At 60.4% G+C, this 15,835-nt stretch carries 26 protein-coding genes and 2 tRNA genes; all 28 read left to right on the top strand.

The annotated features are described in order from the left end of the window. Window position 1 precedes the first annotated feature (1 nt). The 28 genes from ACT89O_RS10225 to ACT89O_RS10360 all read left to right on the top strand — a co-directional run bounded on the left by ACT89O_RS10225 (window position 2) and on the right by ACT89O_RS10360 (window position 15,827). Window positions 2-178 carry a hypothetical protein gene (locus ACT89O_RS10225; protein WP_487262538.1) on the top strand — a complete coding sequence of 59 codons (177 nt, stop codon included), beginning with the start codon at window positions 2-4 and terminating at the stop codon, window positions 176-178. A 3-nt stretch (window positions 179-181) separates the two neighbouring features. Next, entirely contained in the window at window positions 182-340 is a 159-nt protein-coding gene (locus ACT89O_RS10230; RefSeq protein ID WP_487262539.1) for a hypothetical protein, read from the top strand. Further along, window positions 337-753, top strand: a complete 417-nt coding sequence (locus ACT89O_RS10235; RefSeq protein ID WP_487262540.1) for a transcriptional regulator — start codon at window positions 337-339, stop codon at window positions 751-753. The genes ACT89O_RS10230 and ACT89O_RS10235 overlap by 4 nt, the downstream gene beginning before the upstream one ends. After that, a complete protein-coding gene (locus tag ACT89O_RS10240) occupies window positions 750-1,001 on the top strand; it encodes a hypothetical protein (protein ID WP_487262541.1) in 252 nt (83 codons plus the stop codon). Before ACT89O_RS10235 ends, ACT89O_RS10240 begins: the two co-directional genes overlap by 4 nt. 100 nt (window positions 1,002-1,101) lie before the next feature. Beyond that, window positions 1,102-1,962 carry a hypothetical protein gene (locus ACT89O_RS10245; protein WP_487262542.1) on the top strand — a complete coding sequence of 287 codons (861 nt, stop codon included), beginning with the start codon at window positions 1,102-1,104 and terminating at the stop codon, window positions 1,960-1,962. Further along, on the top strand, window positions 1,959-3,497 hold the full coding sequence (locus ACT89O_RS10250) for a DEAD/DEAH box helicase (RefSeq protein ID WP_487262543.1): 1,539 nt from the start codon (window positions 1,959-1,961) through the stop codon (window positions 3,495-3,497). The genes ACT89O_RS10245 and ACT89O_RS10250 overlap by 4 nt, the downstream gene beginning before the upstream one ends. Beyond that, window positions 3,494-4,351, top strand: a complete 858-nt coding sequence (locus tag ACT89O_RS10255; protein WP_487262544.1) for a toprim domain-containing protein — start codon at window positions 3,494-3,496, stop codon at window positions 4,349-4,351. The genes ACT89O_RS10250 and ACT89O_RS10255 overlap by 4 nt, the downstream gene beginning before the upstream one ends. Before the next feature lie 467 nt (window positions 4,352-4,818). Beyond that, window positions 4,819-5,061 (top strand): LexA family protein, encoded by a 243-nt coding sequence (locus tag ACT89O_RS10260; protein WP_487262545.1) that lies wholly within the window; start codon window positions 4,819-4,821, stop codon window positions 5,059-5,061. After that, window positions 5,055-5,474 (top strand): hypothetical protein, encoded by a 420-nt coding sequence (locus ACT89O_RS10265; RefSeq protein ID WP_487262546.1) that lies wholly within the window; start codon window positions 5,055-5,057, stop codon window positions 5,472-5,474. Before ACT89O_RS10260 ends, ACT89O_RS10265 begins: the two co-directional genes overlap by 7 nt. Beyond that, window positions 5,471-5,923, top strand: coding sequence for a DUF1367 family protein (locus ACT89O_RS10270; RefSeq protein WP_487262547.1), 453 nt, complete (start codon window positions 5,471-5,473; stop codon window positions 5,921-5,923). The genes ACT89O_RS10265 and ACT89O_RS10270 overlap by 4 nt, the downstream gene beginning before the upstream one ends. Then, on the top strand, window positions 5,920-6,051 hold the full coding sequence (locus tag ACT89O_RS10275; protein ID WP_487262548.1) for a hypothetical protein: 132 nt from the start codon (window positions 5,920-5,922) through the stop codon (window positions 6,049-6,051). Before ACT89O_RS10270 ends, ACT89O_RS10275 begins: the two co-directional genes overlap by 4 nt. Further along, on the top strand, window positions 6,048-6,320 hold the full coding sequence (locus ACT89O_RS10280; protein ID WP_487262549.1) for a hypothetical protein: 273 nt from the start codon (window positions 6,048-6,050) through the stop codon (window positions 6,318-6,320). The genes ACT89O_RS10275 and ACT89O_RS10280 overlap by 4 nt, the downstream gene beginning before the upstream one ends. Beyond that, window positions 6,317-6,823 (top strand): DUF968 domain-containing protein, encoded by a 507-nt coding sequence (locus ACT89O_RS10285; RefSeq protein ID WP_487262550.1) that lies wholly within the window; start codon window positions 6,317-6,319, stop codon window positions 6,821-6,823. Before ACT89O_RS10280 ends, ACT89O_RS10285 begins: the two co-directional genes overlap by 4 nt. After that, entirely contained in the window at window positions 6,820-7,161 is a 342-nt protein-coding gene (locus tag ACT89O_RS10290; protein ID WP_487262551.1) for a hypothetical protein, read from the top strand. The genes ACT89O_RS10285 and ACT89O_RS10290 overlap by 4 nt, the downstream gene beginning before the upstream one ends. Then, a complete protein-coding gene (locus ACT89O_RS10295; protein WP_487262552.1) occupies window positions 7,158-7,424 on the top strand; it encodes a hypothetical protein in 267 nt (88 codons plus the stop codon). The genes ACT89O_RS10290 and ACT89O_RS10295 overlap by 4 nt, the downstream gene beginning before the upstream one ends. 75 nt (window positions 7,425-7,499) lie before the next feature. Next, window positions 7,500-8,033, top strand: a complete 534-nt coding sequence (locus tag ACT89O_RS10300) for a hypothetical protein (protein ID WP_487262553.1) — start codon at window positions 7,500-7,502, stop codon at window positions 8,031-8,033. 228 nt (window positions 8,034-8,261) lie between these two features. Continuing rightward, window positions 8,262-8,486, top strand: a complete 225-nt coding sequence (locus ACT89O_RS10305) for a hypothetical protein (RefSeq protein WP_487262554.1) — start codon at window positions 8,262-8,264, stop codon at window positions 8,484-8,486. Between the two features lie 15 nt (window positions 8,487-8,501). Next, a complete protein-coding gene (locus ACT89O_RS10310) occupies window positions 8,502-8,780 on the top strand; it encodes a hypothetical protein (RefSeq protein ID WP_487262555.1) in 279 nt (92 codons plus the stop codon). Between the two features lie 166 nt (window positions 8,781-8,946). Then, window positions 8,947-9,411 (top strand): hypothetical protein, encoded by a 465-nt coding sequence (locus ACT89O_RS10315; RefSeq protein ID WP_487262556.1) that lies wholly within the window; start codon window positions 8,947-8,949, stop codon window positions 9,409-9,411. A gap of 147 nt (window positions 9,412-9,558) precedes the next feature. After that, window positions 9,559-9,634 (top strand) — tRNA-Met (locus ACT89O_RS10320). 4 nt (window positions 9,635-9,638) lie between these two features. Then, window positions 9,639-9,714 (top strand) — tRNA-Trp (locus tag ACT89O_RS10325). A 107-nt stretch (window positions 9,715-9,821) separates the two neighbouring features. Then, complete coding sequence (locus tag ACT89O_RS10330) at window positions 9,822-10,037, top strand: hypothetical protein (protein WP_487262557.1); 216 nt, start codon at window positions 9,822-9,824, stop codon at window positions 10,035-10,037. A gap of 242 nt (window positions 10,038-10,279) precedes the next feature. After that, on the top strand, window positions 10,280-10,996 hold the full coding sequence (locus tag ACT89O_RS10335; protein ID WP_487262558.1) for a hypothetical protein: 717 nt from the start codon (window positions 10,280-10,282) through the stop codon (window positions 10,994-10,996). Between the two features lie 25 nt (window positions 10,997-11,021). Then, complete coding sequence (locus ACT89O_RS10340; protein ID WP_487262559.1) at window positions 11,022-11,714, top strand: terminase large subunit domain-containing protein; 693 nt, start codon at window positions 11,022-11,024, stop codon at window positions 11,712-11,714. After that, window positions 11,714-12,475 carry a phage terminase large subunit family protein gene (locus ACT89O_RS10345; RefSeq protein ID WP_487262560.1) on the top strand — a complete coding sequence of 254 codons (762 nt, stop codon included), beginning with the start codon at window positions 11,714-11,716 and terminating at the stop codon, window positions 12,473-12,475. The genes ACT89O_RS10340 and ACT89O_RS10345 overlap by 1 nt, the downstream gene beginning before the upstream one ends. A gap of 1 nt (window position 12,476) precedes the next feature. After that, entirely contained in the window at window positions 12,477-14,651 is a 2,175-nt protein-coding gene (locus ACT89O_RS10350) for a portal protein (protein ID WP_487262561.1), read from the top strand. A gap of 55 nt (window positions 14,652-14,706) precedes the next feature. Next, window positions 14,707-14,916, top strand: coding sequence for a hypothetical protein (locus tag ACT89O_RS10355; protein WP_487262562.1), 210 nt, complete (start codon window positions 14,707-14,709; stop codon window positions 14,914-14,916). 137 nt (window positions 14,917-15,053) lie between these two features. Next, window positions 15,054-15,827: a hypothetical protein gene (locus tag ACT89O_RS10360; protein ID WP_487262563.1), complete on the top strand. Its 774-nt coding sequence runs from the start codon at window positions 15,054-15,056 to the stop codon at window positions 15,825-15,827. Window positions 15,828-15,835 lie beyond the last annotated feature (8 nt).

The following is a 15,835-nucleotide window of genomic DNA, read 5'->3' on the forward strand; positions in this document are numbered from 1 at the left end:
CATGACCACATTTCTTTGGCTCCTGTTCTGGTTGCTGGTGTTGGAAAACATCGGCCGAATTATTTGGCTGGCCACTGGGCAAATTCCCGCACGCACTCCCGGCCAAGTCGCCATTGATCTGGTTCTCTCCATCGCCCTCTTGTGCTGGGTGATTTCGCTTCTCGGCAAAGGCGCCTAACCCATGGCCCGCACCCATTCCCTCCGTAGTCGCTTCGCAGCGGCCTTTGCTCTGGGCTTCGGCCTGGAGCGCTTTTCTTTCGGTGACTTGTTTTTTGAACATGCCGCCATCGTCCGTTTTTTTTGCCCAAACAGGGTACTCAACCGGGTTCAAACATCATGACGCAGCTTGTAGACCAGCCCGAACTGGCCCTTGTTCGTGCGCCGCATCGCGGCACTGTCCCTCTTGAAATGGTCCGCGCACAGAAGACTGCAGCAGCAGCTTTCACACTGGCCTGCAGCGTCTCTGGCTTGGAAGACAAGGAGATCTACCTGGCACTTGGTATCGACGCCGGGTACTTCTCCAACATCAAAAAGGGCAAGGCCACGCTGCAGGCTGATCTTGTGGGCCAGTTCTGCGAGCTGGTTGGCAACACGATCTATCCAGAGTGGTCCGCATATCAAGTCGGGTGCACCTTGGTGATGGTGAAGACCGAAGCCGAACGCCGCGCCGAACTGGCAGAGCAGCGCGCCCAGGCCGCCGAAGCTGAGAACCGGCTGATGCGTCAATTGCTGCAGGGGAGGGTTGCAGCATGACCGCCATCAACGCATTCCAGCTGGCCCGCCCACGCGGAAAAGACCTCGAGATCCCCGCAGTACCCCCGCGCAAGACCAACACCAGCCGCGCCCCCATGGACGGCCCTATCCGCGCTCTTGATCGCAATGGGCGCCCAACAGTTGGACTGCCGCCTCGGGTGCTGGGCTCGATCTCGATTCAGAACCGCGAAGACGGCCGCGCCAGCCAGGACCGCAATGACGCGATCAAGCGGGGGACTTCGGTATGAGCAGATTGGTTCGATTCATCAAGTCTTGCATTCGCCTGCGCTCGGTGCGTTTGGCGATCTGGCTGGACCAGTACGACAACCACAACCCCCGATACTGAACATGCTCGAACTTGATCAAATCCGCATAGACGGCGGGACTCAATCCCGCGTTGAACTCAGCCAGGAAACAGTGGCCGAGTACGCACAAGCGTTTCAGGCTGGTGCGCAGTTCCCGGCAGTTGTGGTGTTTTTTGACGGCGCGTCTTATTGGCTGGCCGATGGCTTTCACCGCTATTTCGGCGCGCGCGATGCTGGCGAATCCGCCATTGCCGTACAGATCATCAATGGAACCCAGCGCGATGCTGTTTTGTACAGCCTCAAGGCCAACGCTACACATGGTCTCAAGCGCACGAATGCCGACAAGCGCAAGGCGGTAGAGACGCTGCTGAAGGATTCCGAGTGGGCTACGTGGAGTGACCGCAAGATTGCCGAAATCTGCGGTGTGCATCACGACTTGGCCGGAAAAGTCCGCAATGAGCTATCTGGCGGAAACCGCCAGATAAGCGAGCAGCGCACTGTTGAGCGCAACGGCAAAACATATGAACAGAACACCGCGAACATCGGCAAGAAGAAGCCAGCGGAATCGAATTCGATCTCAGTGGCACCCGTTCATCAAGCGGCTGCGCCAGCTCCAAAGTCAGATTCTCTTGACACTCCCGAGGATGACGGCCCAAGCGCTGAGGAAATAGCCGCGCACGCTGCCGCCGAAGCTGCGGACCGCGAGATGGTTGCGAAGCTGCTGGACTCCAATGAACCACTGGCCGCCCTGGTGGCTGAGAACAAGCAGCTCAAGGCCGAGATTGCCCAGCTGAAGATGGCACGCGACAGCTACATGAACCGCTGCAATGAGGCAATTGCGCTGGTGAAGTCCCGCGACCGAAAGATTGCCAAGCTGGAAAAGCTGGTGGGGACGCCAGCATGAGCGCCGTGATGCACCGCCTGTTCGACGACGCGCCGAACTACGCCAGCACCTCGTTTCCAGAGCCGCGCAAGTTTCAACAAGCCGCGCATGAGCAATTGCGCCAGGGCTTCCGCGAAGGCCACAAGAACCAGCTGATCATGGCCCCAACTGGTGCTGGCAAGACCTACCTTGGCCACAGGATCGCGCACGAGGCGTTGGTGAAGGGCCGCAAGGTTGTTTTCTTGTGCGACCGCACGACGCTGATCAACCAGACCAGCAAAGCGGCAGATGCCTATGGCCTCGCAGCCCATGGGATCGTGCAGGCCAATCACTGGCGCCGCAATGCGGAGATGCCTTACCAGATTGCCAGCGCGCAGACCCTCGCTAAGCGCGGCTACTGGCCCGACGCTGACGTGATCATCATCGACGAAGCCCACACGCAGTTGAAGGTGTGGACTGAGTTCATACAGACGACAAAGGCGGCTTGCATCGGCTTGTCTGCTACCCCGTTTTCTCCGGGTCTTGGCAAGCTCTTCACGAATCTGATCAATGCGACCACGATGCACGACCTCACGCAGTCGGGCGTGCTGGTGCCAATGCGCGTATTCAGCTGCAAGCGTGCCGACATGAGCGGAGCCGCTACTGCTGGTGGCGAATGGACGGATGCAGCCGCAGAAGAACGCGGCATGGAAATCATTGGCGACGTGGTGACGGAATGGCTGAAGTTCGGCGACAACCGCAAGACCATCGTTTTCGGCGCGACCATCAAGCATTGTCAGGAGTTGGCCCGCCAGTTCTTGGACGCTGGCGTGATGGCTGCAGTGTTCACCAGTGAAACCACCGCTGCCGAACGCGAACTGCTGCTGAAGGAATACAGCAAGCGCGATTCCGCTCTGCGTGTGCTGATCAGTGTCGAGGCACTTGCTAAGGGGTTTGATGTGCCTGACGTGGGGTGTGTCGTGGATTGCCGCCCCCTTCGCAAGTCCCTTTCTACCGCTATCCAGATGTGGGGCCGTGGTCTGCGTTCTTCGCTCGATACAGGCAAGGTTGATTGCTTGCTGCTGGATCACAGCGGAAATATCACGCGCTTTGCCGAGGACTACACCAGCATTTTCTTTGATGGCCTGGACGCCTTGGACATGGGCGAAAAGTTGGACAAGACCATTCGCAAGGAGCCCGAGGATTTTGAGGCAAAGGGTTGCCCATCATGCGGATACAAGCCCTTTGCGAAGCGCTGCATGTCCTGTGGCTTTGAAAAGCAGGAGATGGCATTGGTTGAGGCCGTGCCTGGGGAGATGCAGGAAGTGATGCTTGGCAAGAAGAAGCTGGCAGACGACCATTCGCACCTTTGGGCGCAGCTGTGCACCTATGCACGCGCCCACAGCGCACCAGAGAAGCAGGCTGGCCGCGCATGGCACCTGTTCCAAAAGATCATTGGCTCGCCACCGCCAAAGACCTATCAATTCGCCAGCACGCCGAACACTGAGATCACGCGCAACGTGCGCAACAAGATCACAAGTTTGAACGTGGCGTTCTCACGCGGGAAGGCCGCATGAGCTTTGTCAACTTCGCCCGTGCCCACGGTGTCGAAATCGACCCGTCGCGCTTGTATGCGTCCGAGCGCATCAAGCGTTGCGGCACAACAGACAAGCCCAGTGGCAAGAACGGCGCCTATTACTGGGACGGTGAGCGCGGTTGGGTATTCAACTGGGCTGCAGAAGCTCGCGTGCAGTGGTTCCACGATGAGAAGGCCACGCCATGGACCGAAGCGGAAAAGGCCGCATGGAAGGCCAAGCGTCAGGCTGCACAAGCATCGCAGGAACAGGGCTACCAACGTGCTGCCCTGCGTGCTGCTGAACTTTTGCGTTCGGCAAAACCATCGGAACACAACTACTTGCACCGCAAGGGATTCCCTGAAGCGCAAGGTTTTGTCGCCGCTGATGGCGCGCTGCTGATCCCTATGCGCAACCTGACCACGAACAACCTACAGGGTGTGCAGGTGATTCGCTGGGACGAAACCGAAATGGCATTCACCAAGAAGATGAGCCCAGGCATGAAGGCCAAGGGCGCCGCCTTTCGCATGGGCGACAAAACCGCGCCAGAGACGTTTCTGTGCGAAGGCTATGCCACCGGCCTATCCATCGTCGCAGCGCTGCGCAGCGTGGGCCTGCGGGCCTCTGTGCTGGTGTGCTTCAGCGCTAACAACCTCGAATTCATAGCGCCACAGATCAAGGGCCGCGTTTTTGTATTTGCCGACCACGACAAGTCCGGCACAGGTGAGAAATCTGCAAAGGCTACAGGCCTCCCGTACTGCATGAGCCCCGTGATGGGCGAGGACGCAAACGACCTCCATGCACGCGCTGGGCTGTTCGCTGTTTGCCAGCTGCTGATGGAGGTGCGCCGCCGCTGAGGAAAAGCGGGGCCTGCACGGGCCTAAAGCGTGCCGCCTGGATGCGTCGGTATTGGTTTAACGACAGGCGCCGGGGGATAGCTGAACTGTGGGAATAGGGGCTGAGATACAGCAAAGGGTGGCGAAGCCAGAGCCCTTGCCCCGAACGTCTGGCGGGTCATGTAACGCGACGGAGCAGCAAGTCGAGACATGTGAAGGCCAAGCCAGGAATGGCTAGGTCTGTCCGCTCAAGAGCAGATGAGGAATACAGGGGACTAGATGAATGACAACGGAGTACGAAAAGCAGCTAGCCCACCTGATCAAGCTGGCAAGCGATCGATCAACAAAGGCCCATTCGTGGCACAGAGCACAGGAGTTGGAGCGATGCGAAACGGGAATGTGGAACGGAATCAGCGAGGAACTACGACAGCACATGGCAAAGCGTGCCGAGTGGCAGGTGGAGCCGCAAGGAAGGAAGGGGTGAAGTCATGAAGGCACGAAAACAGAGACCGTTGACCAGCCGTCAGCAGCAGGTTCTTGGATTCATGCGGGAGTTCTTCTTGGATAACGACCAAATTCCTCCCATTCATGCGATTCAGGAGAAGTTTGAATTTGCTTCCATCAATGCCGCGACAAGTCATGTCATGGCGCTTGCACGTAAGGGGTTCATTGAAAAGAACCTTGTCGGCAAATGGAGATTTGCCCGGGGCCAAAAGGAGGGCGCATGCTGATCCTTGGAATCGACCCCGGCACCCACACCGGAATCGCCAGCTACATCAACGGCAAGTTGATGAACCTTGCCACAGTCGCCCCGGTTGACATTGCGGAGTGCATCGAGGCCACGCGCCCGGCCCGTGTGGTGTTTGAGGATTCGCGCCTGGAGTCTTACACCTGGACCTCCATCAAGTCCCGGCCGGCCGCTTTGAAGATGGCCCGCAACGTTGGCGAGGTGGATGCTCTCTGCAAGCTGATCGTGGCTATCTGCGCGAAGCTGGACATCCCCGCTCACGGCATCAGCCCGACCCGCAAGGGCGCGAAGGTTGACGCGGCGCGGTTCGCGGAAATCACCGGGTGGTCCGGCGCCAGCAATGAACACACGCGTGACGCTGCGATGGTTGCCTACCCATACAGGAATGCCAAATGAAGGCCGTCCTCATCCGTTCCCCCAAGGGCTTGGTGGGCAGCACGCCCGCCGACCAAGATGCTTGGGCCAAGTTCAAGCGCCGTCTCGAAACCATGAAGCCCGGCACATGGCTGCGCATGGAGTGGAGCCGCCCGCGCAACGGCGCCCATCACCGAAAGATGTTCGCCCTGCTGCAGCTGGTGGCAGAGAACAGCGAGACCTACAGCACGCCAGAAAAGGCGCTGGTGGCCGTGAAGCTGGCGGCCGGGTACTTCGACCCAATGCCTGACCCGCGCACTGGCGAGATTGTCCCGGTTCTGCACAGCGTCAGCTATGACGCCATGGACCAGGACGCATTCGAGAAGTTCTACAGCGCCGCGCTGGATGGTGTGTTGCAAGTCATCTTGCCGACCATGCCGCGTGAGACAGCGGAGCACCTGATGGAAATGATCGTGGAGGGCTGGGCATGAGCAACAAATCAGTGGTTGTCATCGGCTGCACGGTGCTGGCGCTTGCTGGCATGGTCGGCCTGCACTTCGGTGTTGAGTACAGCGGATGGGTGTTGTTTGTTGCGCTGATTGGAGTGCTCGGATCATGACGCCGCTGCAAATCCAGATGATGCTGCACTTTCACTGCAGCCCAACACGGTTCGAGAACTGGAGCCCCGCCGCCTCTGATGCTGTGTCCTGGTTCCGCAAGGAGGGGCTGTTGCAAGAGCCGATCAACTTGGACGCCGTGCGCCTATCCAAGCGCGGGGAGGCCTATGTCCATTTCCTGACGACCATGCCGCTCCCATTCGAGACATGGAGCATCCCCGGGCCTTGGAACCCAAGCCTGCCAGGGGATTCACTGAGGGCTTCAGAATGAAGCGCACCGTCTTCCGCCCCCGCGCGCAACACCGCGAGCCACGCGACCCAGACCGCGTGCGTGCCACTCCCACCGTGACATCGGGAGCATTCCGCGCGCCGCAGTCGGTGGTGGCCGCGCCGGTAGCTGCGCCGAAGTCCGAACCAATCCGCAGCAAGGCCTATCTGCGTCTGGTGGCCCAGCTGCCCTGCAAGCACTGCGGAATCTGGGGGCACAGCCAGGCCGCGCATTCCAACCAAGGAAAAGGAATGGGCACCAAGGCCTGTGACCTGCAGACGTTCCCACTCTGTGCCGACCGGCCGGGCCAGCGCGGATGCCACAGCCTTTTCGACCAGGGAGCGCTGTTCAGCAAGGAAGCCCGCCGCCTGATCGAAGCCGCATGGGTGGCCGACACGCAGCGCCAGATCCATGCCATGGGCGTCTGGCCTGAGAAGTACCCATATCCGCATCTATCGCTTGCCGGACAAGCGCAAGAAGCTATCAAATCAGGAGTGAGCAAATGAAGCGCAACGCAGGGCGTCCGGTGGGCGCGCGCATCCGGGAAGTGCTGGAGATTGCAGAGCAACGCGGCACAGCCAACACCACCGAGATTCGGTTAGCCATGAAAGGCCATGTCGAGTCCGCGAACGTCGGCAAGTATTGCAGCCGTGCGGTGGGCCTTGGCCTGCTGGTTGCCGACAGGAGCAAAAAGCCAATTGTGTATCGCGCAGTGGATGGCTGGCGGGATGAGATCGACGCGCGCCCACCTTCGCGTCGTCGTCCAGAGCCCAAGCGCCAGCCCGCGCCGCCGCGTACATGGGGCATGGCAAACAGCGTCTTTGCACTGGGAGCCGCGCAATGACCCCCAACCAGCGCAAGGTGCACAAGTGCCTGTCCATCGACGAGCCCATGACCCGCATGGCGCTATCTCGCAAGACCGGGCTGAACTACAACGCCGTCCACAAAGCCATGGTGTATCTGATGGAGACAGGCCATGCCACCTCCACCTTCATCGACAAGGTGGCGCACTACACCCTGGCGGCCGAGGTGGCGCCTCATCTAGAAACCACCGTGGCCAAGGCAATTCGGCTGCGGCCGGAGCTTCACTCGATTTGGAGCCCCTGAAAAAGGAAAGCCACCCGAAGGTGGCTATCCCGGCCTATTTGACCTGAGCACTCAAATTGTACCGGGAGAATGATGATGACCGAAACCCTTGAATCTACCGAAGCCATCGCAGCGCCAAACCCGAAGCGGCCAATCGGCCCGATTGTCTGGGAAACCATTCTCCAGATGGAGAACGACGGCCGTTTGATCACCCGCCGCAATCTCCGGGAGGCAACGGGCCTCAGCTATGAGCAGATCGACGAGTGCATCAAACGCCTTGAGGCAGGCGACAAGGTCATCAAGGCTGGCGGCGGGCTCATTGAGGTCGTACCGCAGTACGGCGCGGAGCGCGCGCAGAGCTTAACTTTTATGCCAGACGGGCACGTGAAGTGGGAGATGGCAGACGGTGCTGAGGAGATATTTTCACCGCCAGAGGCCTATAAGCACGGGATGCTGTTTCTGGCCTTCGCGCGAAAGTACGAAGACCTGGAGCAGAGCAACAAGGCGCTGATCAGAACGGCGGAACTCACAGCCGAGGTGCGCGAGCTTCGCCGCCGCCTGGCAGCGTTTGAGGCCGCGATGAGGAAGCCCGAGGATGTGGCGCAGCTGCCGTTGCTGGAGGCTGCATGAGCACCGATTGCTACTTCTTGTTTGTCCCGAGAGACGACGGCGAAGCATTGATGGCCGAGTTGCGTGGCGATGGGGCCACGCCACAAACCGGCGCACCGCTGTTTCGCGGAGAGCTTGGGGTGATAGATGGCGGGTTCAGAATCATCCCATCCGCTGGCTTGCCGCAAGGTGTGCCGAGTCATCTCAACACCCGCCCACTCCCATACCCACCAAACCTGAAAGGCCGCTATGCAAGATAAGACCAACTTCCAATTCAACGAACGGGACGCCCAGCAATGGGCAAGAAAGATGTTCGCACAGAGCATGGGGCCATCACCGCTGCTGAAGCTGATGCCCAAGCCCGCGCCACTAACCCGCACCCAGCGCTGGCGCCGCAACATCCGCTGGAAGATCGAAGCCGCTCGCCTGCGGGTGGGGAGTTGGATCGCAGGGGTGGACCTGGACGAACGATGAATGGAGAATGACGACATGACCTCAACAGACTGGAACTTCACCGGGGCGCCATCGGAGCCCGGGTGGTATGTAGTTGAAGCCAACTGGTTGGAACCCAGATCCCCGCTTGTTTTCGCGGCCGAATACAGGGATGGCAAGCTGATCGACGCGGATTGCAAAATTGAGCGCTGGAGCGGTCCGCACGTGTCACAGGAGGCTGCTGAAGCTTTCGCCGCCCAGGAGATCGAGGATGATCAGGACGCAGACGATTGGAACGACGGGAAATCTCACCAACTGCTCCCGGCTGGTATGTGATTCAGATTTGCTGGGATGTTGAAGAAGGCATCCACGTATATGCTGTGGAGTTTCCCGGCCAAGGTTGGGATGGATTCGCGTCGCATCAGCCGAAGTGGCACGGTCCGCACCCATCAAAGCAAGCCGCCCAGGATTGGGGGTATGCACATGATCCAGAGGGGCCGCTATGACCACCACACCAGAACAAACAGAGTCTGCTGAAAATGCAAGGTTTGAGCCGGTTCAAGGCGGGGTTGTGATCTGGGATTCCATAAGTCACATGATGAAAGAAACCGCAGAACAAGCCGCCCGCGACATGCTTGAACGCATGGGCATAGAGAACGCCCAGAGTTTCACAAGCGGGGATCTTGTGGAGCTGGCAAACCTCATTGCCGCGAGCAAAAAGGCAACTCCAGCCCCTGAATGGGAGCCGCTGACATCTGCGCGGCTGGAGAAGCTCAATCAATCCCGCTCAGAGGAACCCGCCACGTACTGGGTGGCAGCCAAGTGCCAGCATCATGGGGAAAAGCCATATCTCGGCACTTACTCGTATTTCGACCAAGTGTTTTACTGCGACGACGAGCGAGCGATTCATGCATCTAACGTCACTCACATCATGGCCGTATACATCCCCGAGTTGCCAAAGACTTGACACCACCGCAGAGCGCGGCATCATGTTTCGTGCGCGATAGACGGCGGCGGCGGTTTCCGGGACGGCCCTCACCGAGACAACCCAGAGCCCGGGGCGCGCGCCTTGAGTCGTATCACAGGATGCTGCGGCAAGGGACTCTCTAAATATCGCGGTGTAGCTCAGATAGTAGAGCGCCGGGCTCATACCCCGAAAGTCGAGGATGCGAGCGCCTCCACCGCAACCAACACGTATCGGTAGCTCAACTGGCAGAGCGCTGGTCTCCAAAACCAGAGGTTGTAGGTTCGAGGCCTACCCGGTATGCCAGACGGCGCTGCAAAAATAGTTTGCGCGAGTGCTTGACAGTGTAGTTACTACACTGCACAATACACCTCATGCACTCGATTTCCGGGTGTGCAAACAAGGGGCGCGACATGACCACATTCAACTTCTCCGCAAACGCAGTGGACTTTGGCAACTGGGAAGCCGACACGCAAGCCAAAGCACAGGATAAGTTCGCATCTGACTCCGGCTACAAGAATTGGATCGATATGTGTGAGCGCGCCGACGAGTTCGGCGGCAACAGTGTCGAAGTTCGGGAAGTCATGGAAAACGGGCGTCTGAGCAGTGCGCTCGCCTACGCAGAATGACGCCAGAAGACCTCCGCGCTTGGCAAGCTCTCATGGGCTACACATACGAGACAGCAGCTGAGGCATTGGGCATGTCTCGATCAGGATTCGCAAAACTGCTAGCCGGGGACCACCCCATTGACAAGAGAACAGCCCTGGCGTGCAACGCGCTAGCGCACAAGATAGGCGAGTGGTCGCCGCCGCAGTAGCAGCCCCCCCAGTAGGGTTCGCCTGCATAGCCCGTCCTCGGAACACTTCGAGGAATGGTCAAACCCACCGCGCAAGACAAAGCGCCACCCACCGCAACAAAGCCTGTAGCCTCAAAGAAGGCCGCAGGTGCTGCTGTGCCCGCCAAGCGCCGCACGGACTGGGAAGCCGTAGAGCGGGACTACCGCACCGGGAAGTTCACCCTTCGCGAGCTGGAAGAGAAGCATGGCGCATTCAACAGCTCCATCGCACGCAAGGCCAAGAAAGACGGCTGGACGCAAGACCTCTCACGCGCCATCCAGCAGGCAACGAACGCCAAGCTGGCCGAGGCTCTGGTTAGCGACCTTGCTAGCGAAGGTGCGCAAAACGCTAGCGCCACAGTGCTTGCTGCTGCGGAAGTCAATAAACAGGTCATTCTGGGGCACCGGAAGGACGTTACGGCCACCAGAAACGTCGCTGCCGCCCTGCTGGAAGAGCTGAGCAGGTCAGCACTGCTATCAGAAGAGCAGGAATTGCTAACCCAGGTGTTAGCAGGAAGCGGTGCAGAGCCCGCTGATGAAGCGCGGATTCGGGCTGTGGTGCAGAAGGCGCTATCGCTGCCCAGCCGCGTCGGCAGTGTGAAGCAACTCGCGGACACGTTTGACAAGCTGCAGCTGGCAGAGCGCCGGGCTTTTGGGTTGGACGATAAGACCGACCGCCCGGAGAGCAGCCTGGCCGAGATGGCGACGGATGAACTCAAGCGCATGCGCGAGGAGCTGCGCAATGGGGGCTAGCCTGGACCCAATGCTGCGCGAGGCGATGCTTGCCGAGATCGACCGCGAGCTTTCGCGCCGCAAGATTGACGAGATGTACCCCGAGGTGGGGCCGCTGCGCCGGGAGTTGTACCCCAAGCACATGGAGTTTTTCAAGGCTGGCGCTGGCTACCGTGAGCGGTGCGCCATGGCGGCCAACCGTGTCGGGAAAACTGAGGGCATGGGCGGCTATGAGACAGCGCTGCACCTGACTGGGCGCTACCCGCAATGGTGGACAGGACGCAGATTTGAGCATCCTGTGCAGTTCTGGGCAGCTGGCAAGACCAACGAAACGACCCGCGACATCGTGCAGCGCAAGCTGTTCGGCCCTGTGCGTGGTGCTGGACCGGAAAAGCACTTTGACGGCACGGGCCTGATTTACGGCGACTCCATCGGCAAGATCGCATGGAAGCAGGGCGTGTCCGACCTGGCCGACACCGTGCTGATTCAACACGTTTCCGGCGGGTGGTCAGAACTTGGGCTCAAGTCCTACCAGCAGGGGCGCGGGAGCTTTGAGGGCACAGAGCGTCATGGCATTTGGCTTGACGAGGAACCACCGCTTGAGATCTACAGCGAATGCCTGATACGCACGGCAACCACTGACGGCATTGTTTACATCACCTTCACACCCCTGGAGGGCACCACCGGGACGGTGATGATGTTCCTGCAGCCGGACACTGGCCGAAAGGCGGTGCACTGATGCCAGCCGTAACCGCCACCCGCTATCTGGTCACGGCCGGATGGGATGACGTTCCGCACCTGGACGAAAAGACCAAGCGCGAACTCTGGGACAGCTCGCCACCGCACGAGCGCGAAGCCCGTGCCAAAGGCATCCCATCGCTTGGCAGTGGCCGCATCTTCCCTGTGGAGGAAGACGCTATCAAGGTAGCGCCGTTCGCCATGCCTGCGCACTGGCCGCGCATCAACGGCATCGACTTTGGCTGGGATCACCCTACGGCCGCAGTGCAGCTGGCGTGGGACCGAGACGCTGACTGCCTCTACGTGCACAAGGCGCACCGGATGCGCGAGGCCACACCAGTGATGCACGCGGCCACGATCAAGCCTTGGGGCCAATGGGTTCCAACCGCCTGGCCGCATGACGGGCTGCAGCACGACAAGGGCAGCGGGGAGCAGCTTGCCAAGCAGTACGCGTCTGCCGGGCTGCTCATGCTCAAAGACCGCGCCACTTTTGAAGACGGCTCCAACGGTGTCGAGGCCGGATTGATGGAAATGCTCGAAAGGATGCAGACCGGCCGGTTCAAGGTGTTTTCGAACCTCGACGAATGGTTTGGCGAGTTCCGCCTGTACCACCGCAAGGACGGCAAGGTGGTCAAGGTGATGGACGACTTGCTATCCGCCACTCGCTACGCCGTGATGATGAAACGCAAGGCCAAGGTTCGGCCCGTGCAGACCGCTTCGCCTGCTGGCTGGGCTCCTTTGGACAGAGAAATAGGATACTGACATGCAAGCCAACGTACAACACGGGGGCGAGCAGCCCGGCGAAGAAACCAAAGACATGCGCGCGATCTTCGTGCAGACGCTTCTGTCCAAGCGGAGTGAGGCGATTTCCGGTCGCGCCAGCTCAGGCATCGAAGAAGAGTGGACCGAGGATGAGGAACACTACCAAGGCATCGACGACGCCAACCGGGCGTACCAGAACGCCAATCAGCTGTTCCGCAGCCGGAAAGCCGCGCTGACAGGCACAGCTCCAAACACCAACGGCCCAAGCCGTTCCGTGGTGTTTCTGAATATCACCCGGCCATACACCGATGCCGCCAGCGCGCGGGTAGCGGACATGCTGCTGCCTACTGACGACAGGGCGTGGGAGATAAAGCCGACGCCACTGCCAAAACTGAGCCCTTCGCAGCTGACGCAGCTTGCTACGTCGATGGGCATGGCGGACCCAGCCGAAGCGCAGGCCCATATCGAGGCCAACCAGGCGCAGGCAAAGCAGGCCGCCACGAAGATGCAGCAGGCCATTGAAGACCCGCTTGTCGAAAGCAACTGGCACGGCGAGGTTCGCCAAGTGATCGAGGATGCCGCACGCATCGGCTCTGGCGTGCTCAAGGGGCCATTCCCCATCCAGCGCACGCAACGGATGGTTCGGCGCGACCCAATAACGCAGATGACCGCAGTAGTTCGGGTGGACAGCATTCAACCCGGCTCCAAGCGCATTGACCCGTGGAACTTCTTCCCCGACGCAGCCTGTGGCGAGAATCTGCACAACGGCAGTCACACTTGGGAGCGCGAGTACATCGGCAAGCGTCAGATCAAGATGATGCTGTCAGACCCGAGCTATGACCGCGACGAGTTGCTGGCAGCACTGCGGGAAGGCCCGGCGCGCACGCGGCAAGGCACCGAGGCCGTCTACCGCGCCAGCGACGACGAGTATGAAATGTGGATCTTCTACGGCCACTGCGCGAGCGATCAGCTGCGCACCGTGGGCGTGGAATTGGATGAAGGCGATGAGGACCGCGTGCCAACCATGGCAGTTCTCATCAACGACCGTCTGGTGAAGGCCACACAGAGCCCGGTCGAAAACGGCGAATTCCCCTATGACATCCTGGCCTGGCAGCGCCGCCCCGGGATGCCGTGGGGTATGGGCATCAGCCGCCAGATCCGCACCGTGCAACGCATGCTCAATGGCTCAACGCGCGCCATGATGGACAACTCTGGGTTGTCCGCAGCCCCTCAGATCCTCATTGGCAACGGCATCACGCCGGAGGACGGTCGATACGCCCTCACCCCTGGAAAGGTGTGGCGTGTCAATTCTGACGCCGACGCGCCGGATGTGCGCGCAGCCTTCGCTTCTTTTGCAGTGCAAAGTGTCCAGGCCGAAGCGATGAACATCATCAACTTCTGCTTGAAGATGGCCGAGGACACCACGGGGATGCCCGCCATGCTGCAGGGCATCAGGGGCGACGCCCCGAACACGCTGGGCGGGATGCAGATGCAGAACAACAACGCCACCAGCGTTCTGCGCCGTCTTGCCAAGCGCTTCGACGACTACCTGACCCGCCCGCACATCCAGCGCTACTTCGATTGGATGATGAGCTACAGCGACGACGAGAGTATCAAGGGCGACTTCGAGATCGACGTCCGGGCGTCGTCGGCTCTGGTTGAGCGCGACGCGCAGCAGCAGTTCCTGATGTCGTTGCTGCAGGTGGCGAAAGACCCTGTCTATGAGCTGGACCCAGCCAAGCTGGCTGCCGAGCTGTGCAAGGGCCAGCGCCTGGACCCCAAGAACTTCCAGCTGGACGAACAACAGAAGGCGCAGCGCGCGCAACTGCCGCCCGATCCTGTCGCTATCGCAAAAGCCAAGCTGCTAGAGGCCCAGACGCGCAAGGTCGAGTCGGACCGATCCGAGACGGATATGAAGACGCTCTACAGCGGAGTGCAGACCGCCCAGGTGCTCGCAACCGATCCTGGCGTGGCGCCACTGGCCGACGAATTGGCGCAGTCTGTCGGGGTCGAGGACCAAAACGGCGGCACGATTGTTCCCCAGCTGGCAGAGGCCGCAATGACCCAGCCGGAACCCGTTTCCGTGCCTTCCAGCACCGACCCACTCACACCAACAAGCCCCGCGCTTGGGGTCCAAGACGGCATCGAGACACCCGAGGCTGACGGCCTTCGGTGACGCGACCCCCCAGTAGGGTTCGCGCGGAACGCTTGCTCTCGGAACACTGCAGCGCATGAAAGGCATCGACCTCACCTCACCAACGTGGCGCGCCATTGAGCGAATGGCTCAAGAGCAAATCGACACGTTGCGGGTGAAGAACGACAGCTCTTCTATGGACGCCTTGCGCACCGCTGAACTCAGGGGGCGCATCGCGGCTTGGAAAGAACTGCTGGCGCTGGCCAAACCGGCCCCGGCTCCAACCGTTGACGCTGGCGGTTACTGACCCCGGCCTCAGCACAAGCATTTAGGAGTGCATGACGCATGGACGAACAACAGCAGGAGCTGGCCGCTTTCCAAAGCAGCATCAATGACACCCAGGTGATTGAGCCAACCGCCACTGTCGCAGACAACGCGACGGCCGTGGAAAGCCAGGAAACCCAAGCGGTGGATGGTGCTGCTGAGCAAGGAGCTGTAGCGCAAGCCGAAGTCTCAGATGCCGCACAAGGCCAGCCCGACAAGGCCACGCCTGCAGCGGAGGATGACGACCCGGTATTGCTCGACGGCCTCAAGCGAAGCGAACTCCGGCGCCTGTTTGAGAGCGCTGCTGAAGTTGGAACTTTGAAACGCCAGATCGACAAGGCGCATGGGCACATTGGGGAGCTGAACCGCAAGCTTCAGCAAGCCGCCCAGGCAGCACCGGCCCAAGCGCCGGAGTTGCCCGCCGAGATCAAGCAGTTCGAAGCCGACTATCCAGAAGTCGCTCAGTACGTCCGAGCGTTGGGTGTCACACCTCAACAACCGCAGACCGCCCCACCGGCTGATGTGCAGCAACCCGCCCATGCGGATGCACAGCCAGCGCAGGCCGGGCTCGATCCGCTGGATATTGAGCTGGTTGTGATGGACCGCATGCACAAGGGTTGGCGCGAAAAGATCAGCACGCAGGAATTCAACCTGTGGCTGGGATCGCAAGGAGAACAGGCGCAGCAAGTGTTCCACACGGCGCAAACCGCCGATGAACTGTCTGCGGTGTTGGGGCAATACGACCAATGGGCCAGCGCTCGTGCCGCCGCCGCCGACAAGGTGGCGAAGGGGCAGCAGCGGTTGCAACGGGCATTGACCCCAAGCGGAAACGCACCTCTCCCGCAAAGCGCGCCGACCGAATTGGACGCATTTAGGGCCGCGCTCAAGTCGTAGGCCAGGAG

It is taken from the genome of Acidovorax sp. NN32 (assembly GCF_057597245.1).

What these genes read in the sequence shown, in the direction of transcription:
- ACT89O_RS10280 (WP_487262549.1), top strand. Translation starts at nt 6,048, where the DNA reads ATGACGCCGCTGCAAATCCAGATGATGCTGCACTTTCACTGCAGCCCA.
- ACT89O_RS10285 (WP_487262550.1), top strand. Translation starts at nt 6,317, where the DNA reads ATGAAGCGCACCGTCTTCCGCCCCCGCGCGCAACACCGCGAGCCACGC.
- ACT89O_RS10295 (WP_487262552.1), top strand. Translation starts at nt 7,158, where the DNA reads ATGACCCCCAACCAGCGCAAGGTGCACAAGTGCCTGTCCATCGACGAG.
- ACT89O_RS10355 (WP_487262562.1), top strand. Translation starts at nt 14,707, where the DNA reads ATGAAAGGCATCGACCTCACCTCACCAACGTGGCGCGCCATTGAGCGA.
- ACT89O_RS10260 (WP_487262545.1), top strand. Translation starts at nt 4,819, where the DNA reads ATGAAGGCACGAAAACAGAGACCGTTGACCAGCCGTCAGCAGCAGGTT.
- ACT89O_RS10310 (WP_487262555.1), top strand. Translation starts at nt 8,502, where the DNA reads ATGACCTCAACAGACTGGAACTTCACCGGGGCGCCATCGGAGCCCGGG.
- ACT89O_RS10340 (WP_487262559.1), top strand. Translation starts at nt 11,022, where the DNA reads ATGCTTGCCGAGATCGACCGCGAGCTTTCGCGCCGCAAGATTGACGAG.
- ACT89O_RS10240 (WP_487262541.1), top strand. Translation starts at nt 750, where the DNA reads ATGACCGCCATCAACGCATTCCAGCTGGCCCGCCCACGCGGAAAAGAC.
- ACT89O_RS10300 (WP_487262553.1), top strand. Translation starts at nt 7,500, where the DNA reads ATGACCGAAACCCTTGAATCTACCGAAGCCATCGCAGCGCCAAACCCG.
- ACT89O_RS10350 (WP_487262561.1), top strand. Translation starts at nt 12,477, where the DNA reads ATGCAAGCCAACGTACAACACGGGGGCGAGCAGCCCGGCGAAGAAACC.
- ACT89O_RS10250 (WP_487262543.1), top strand. Translation starts at nt 1,959, where the DNA reads ATGAGCGCCGTGATGCACCGCCTGTTCGACGACGCGCCGAACTACGCC.
- ACT89O_RS10330 (WP_487262557.1), top strand. Translation starts at nt 9,822, where the DNA reads ATGACCACATTCAACTTCTCCGCAAACGCAGTGGACTTTGGCAACTGG.
- ACT89O_RS10290 (WP_487262551.1), top strand. Translation starts at nt 6,820, where the DNA reads ATGAAGCGCAACGCAGGGCGTCCGGTGGGCGCGCGCATCCGGGAAGTG.
- ACT89O_RS10235 (WP_487262540.1), top strand. Translation starts at nt 337, where the DNA reads ATGACGCAGCTTGTAGACCAGCCCGAACTGGCCCTTGTTCGTGCGCCG.
- ACT89O_RS10275 (WP_487262548.1), top strand. Translation starts at nt 5,920, where the DNA reads ATGAGCAACAAATCAGTGGTTGTCATCGGCTGCACGGTGCTGGCGCTT.
- ACT89O_RS10225 (WP_487262538.1), top strand. Translation starts at nt 2, where the DNA reads ATGACCACATTTCTTTGGCTCCTGTTCTGGTTGCTGGTGTTGGAAAAC.
- ACT89O_RS10255 (WP_487262544.1), top strand. Translation starts at nt 3,494, where the DNA reads ATGAGCTTTGTCAACTTCGCCCGTGCCCACGGTGTCGAAATCGACCCG.
- ACT89O_RS10345 (WP_487262560.1), top strand. Translation starts at nt 11,714, where the DNA reads ATGCCAGCCGTAACCGCCACCCGCTATCTGGTCACGGCCGGATGGGAT.
- ACT89O_RS10270 (WP_487262547.1), top strand. Translation starts at nt 5,471, where the DNA reads ATGAAGGCCGTCCTCATCCGTTCCCCCAAGGGCTTGGTGGGCAGCACG.
- ACT89O_RS10305 (WP_487262554.1), top strand. Translation starts at nt 8,262, where the DNA reads ATGCAAGATAAGACCAACTTCCAATTCAACGAACGGGACGCCCAGCAA.
- ACT89O_RS10265 (WP_487262546.1), top strand. Translation starts at nt 5,055, where the DNA reads ATGCTGATCCTTGGAATCGACCCCGGCACCCACACCGGAATCGCCAGC.
- ACT89O_RS10335 (WP_487262558.1), top strand. Translation starts at nt 10,280, where the DNA reads ATGGTCAAACCCACCGCGCAAGACAAAGCGCCACCCACCGCAACAAAG.
- ACT89O_RS10245 (WP_487262542.1), top strand. Translation starts at nt 1,102, where the DNA reads ATGCTCGAACTTGATCAAATCCGCATAGACGGCGGGACTCAATCCCGC.
- ACT89O_RS10315 (WP_487262556.1), top strand. Translation starts at nt 8,947, where the DNA reads ATGACCACCACACCAGAACAAACAGAGTCTGCTGAAAATGCAAGGTTT.
- ACT89O_RS10230 (WP_487262539.1), top strand. Translation starts at nt 182, where the DNA reads ATGGCCCGCACCCATTCCCTCCGTAGTCGCTTCGCAGCGGCCTTTGCT.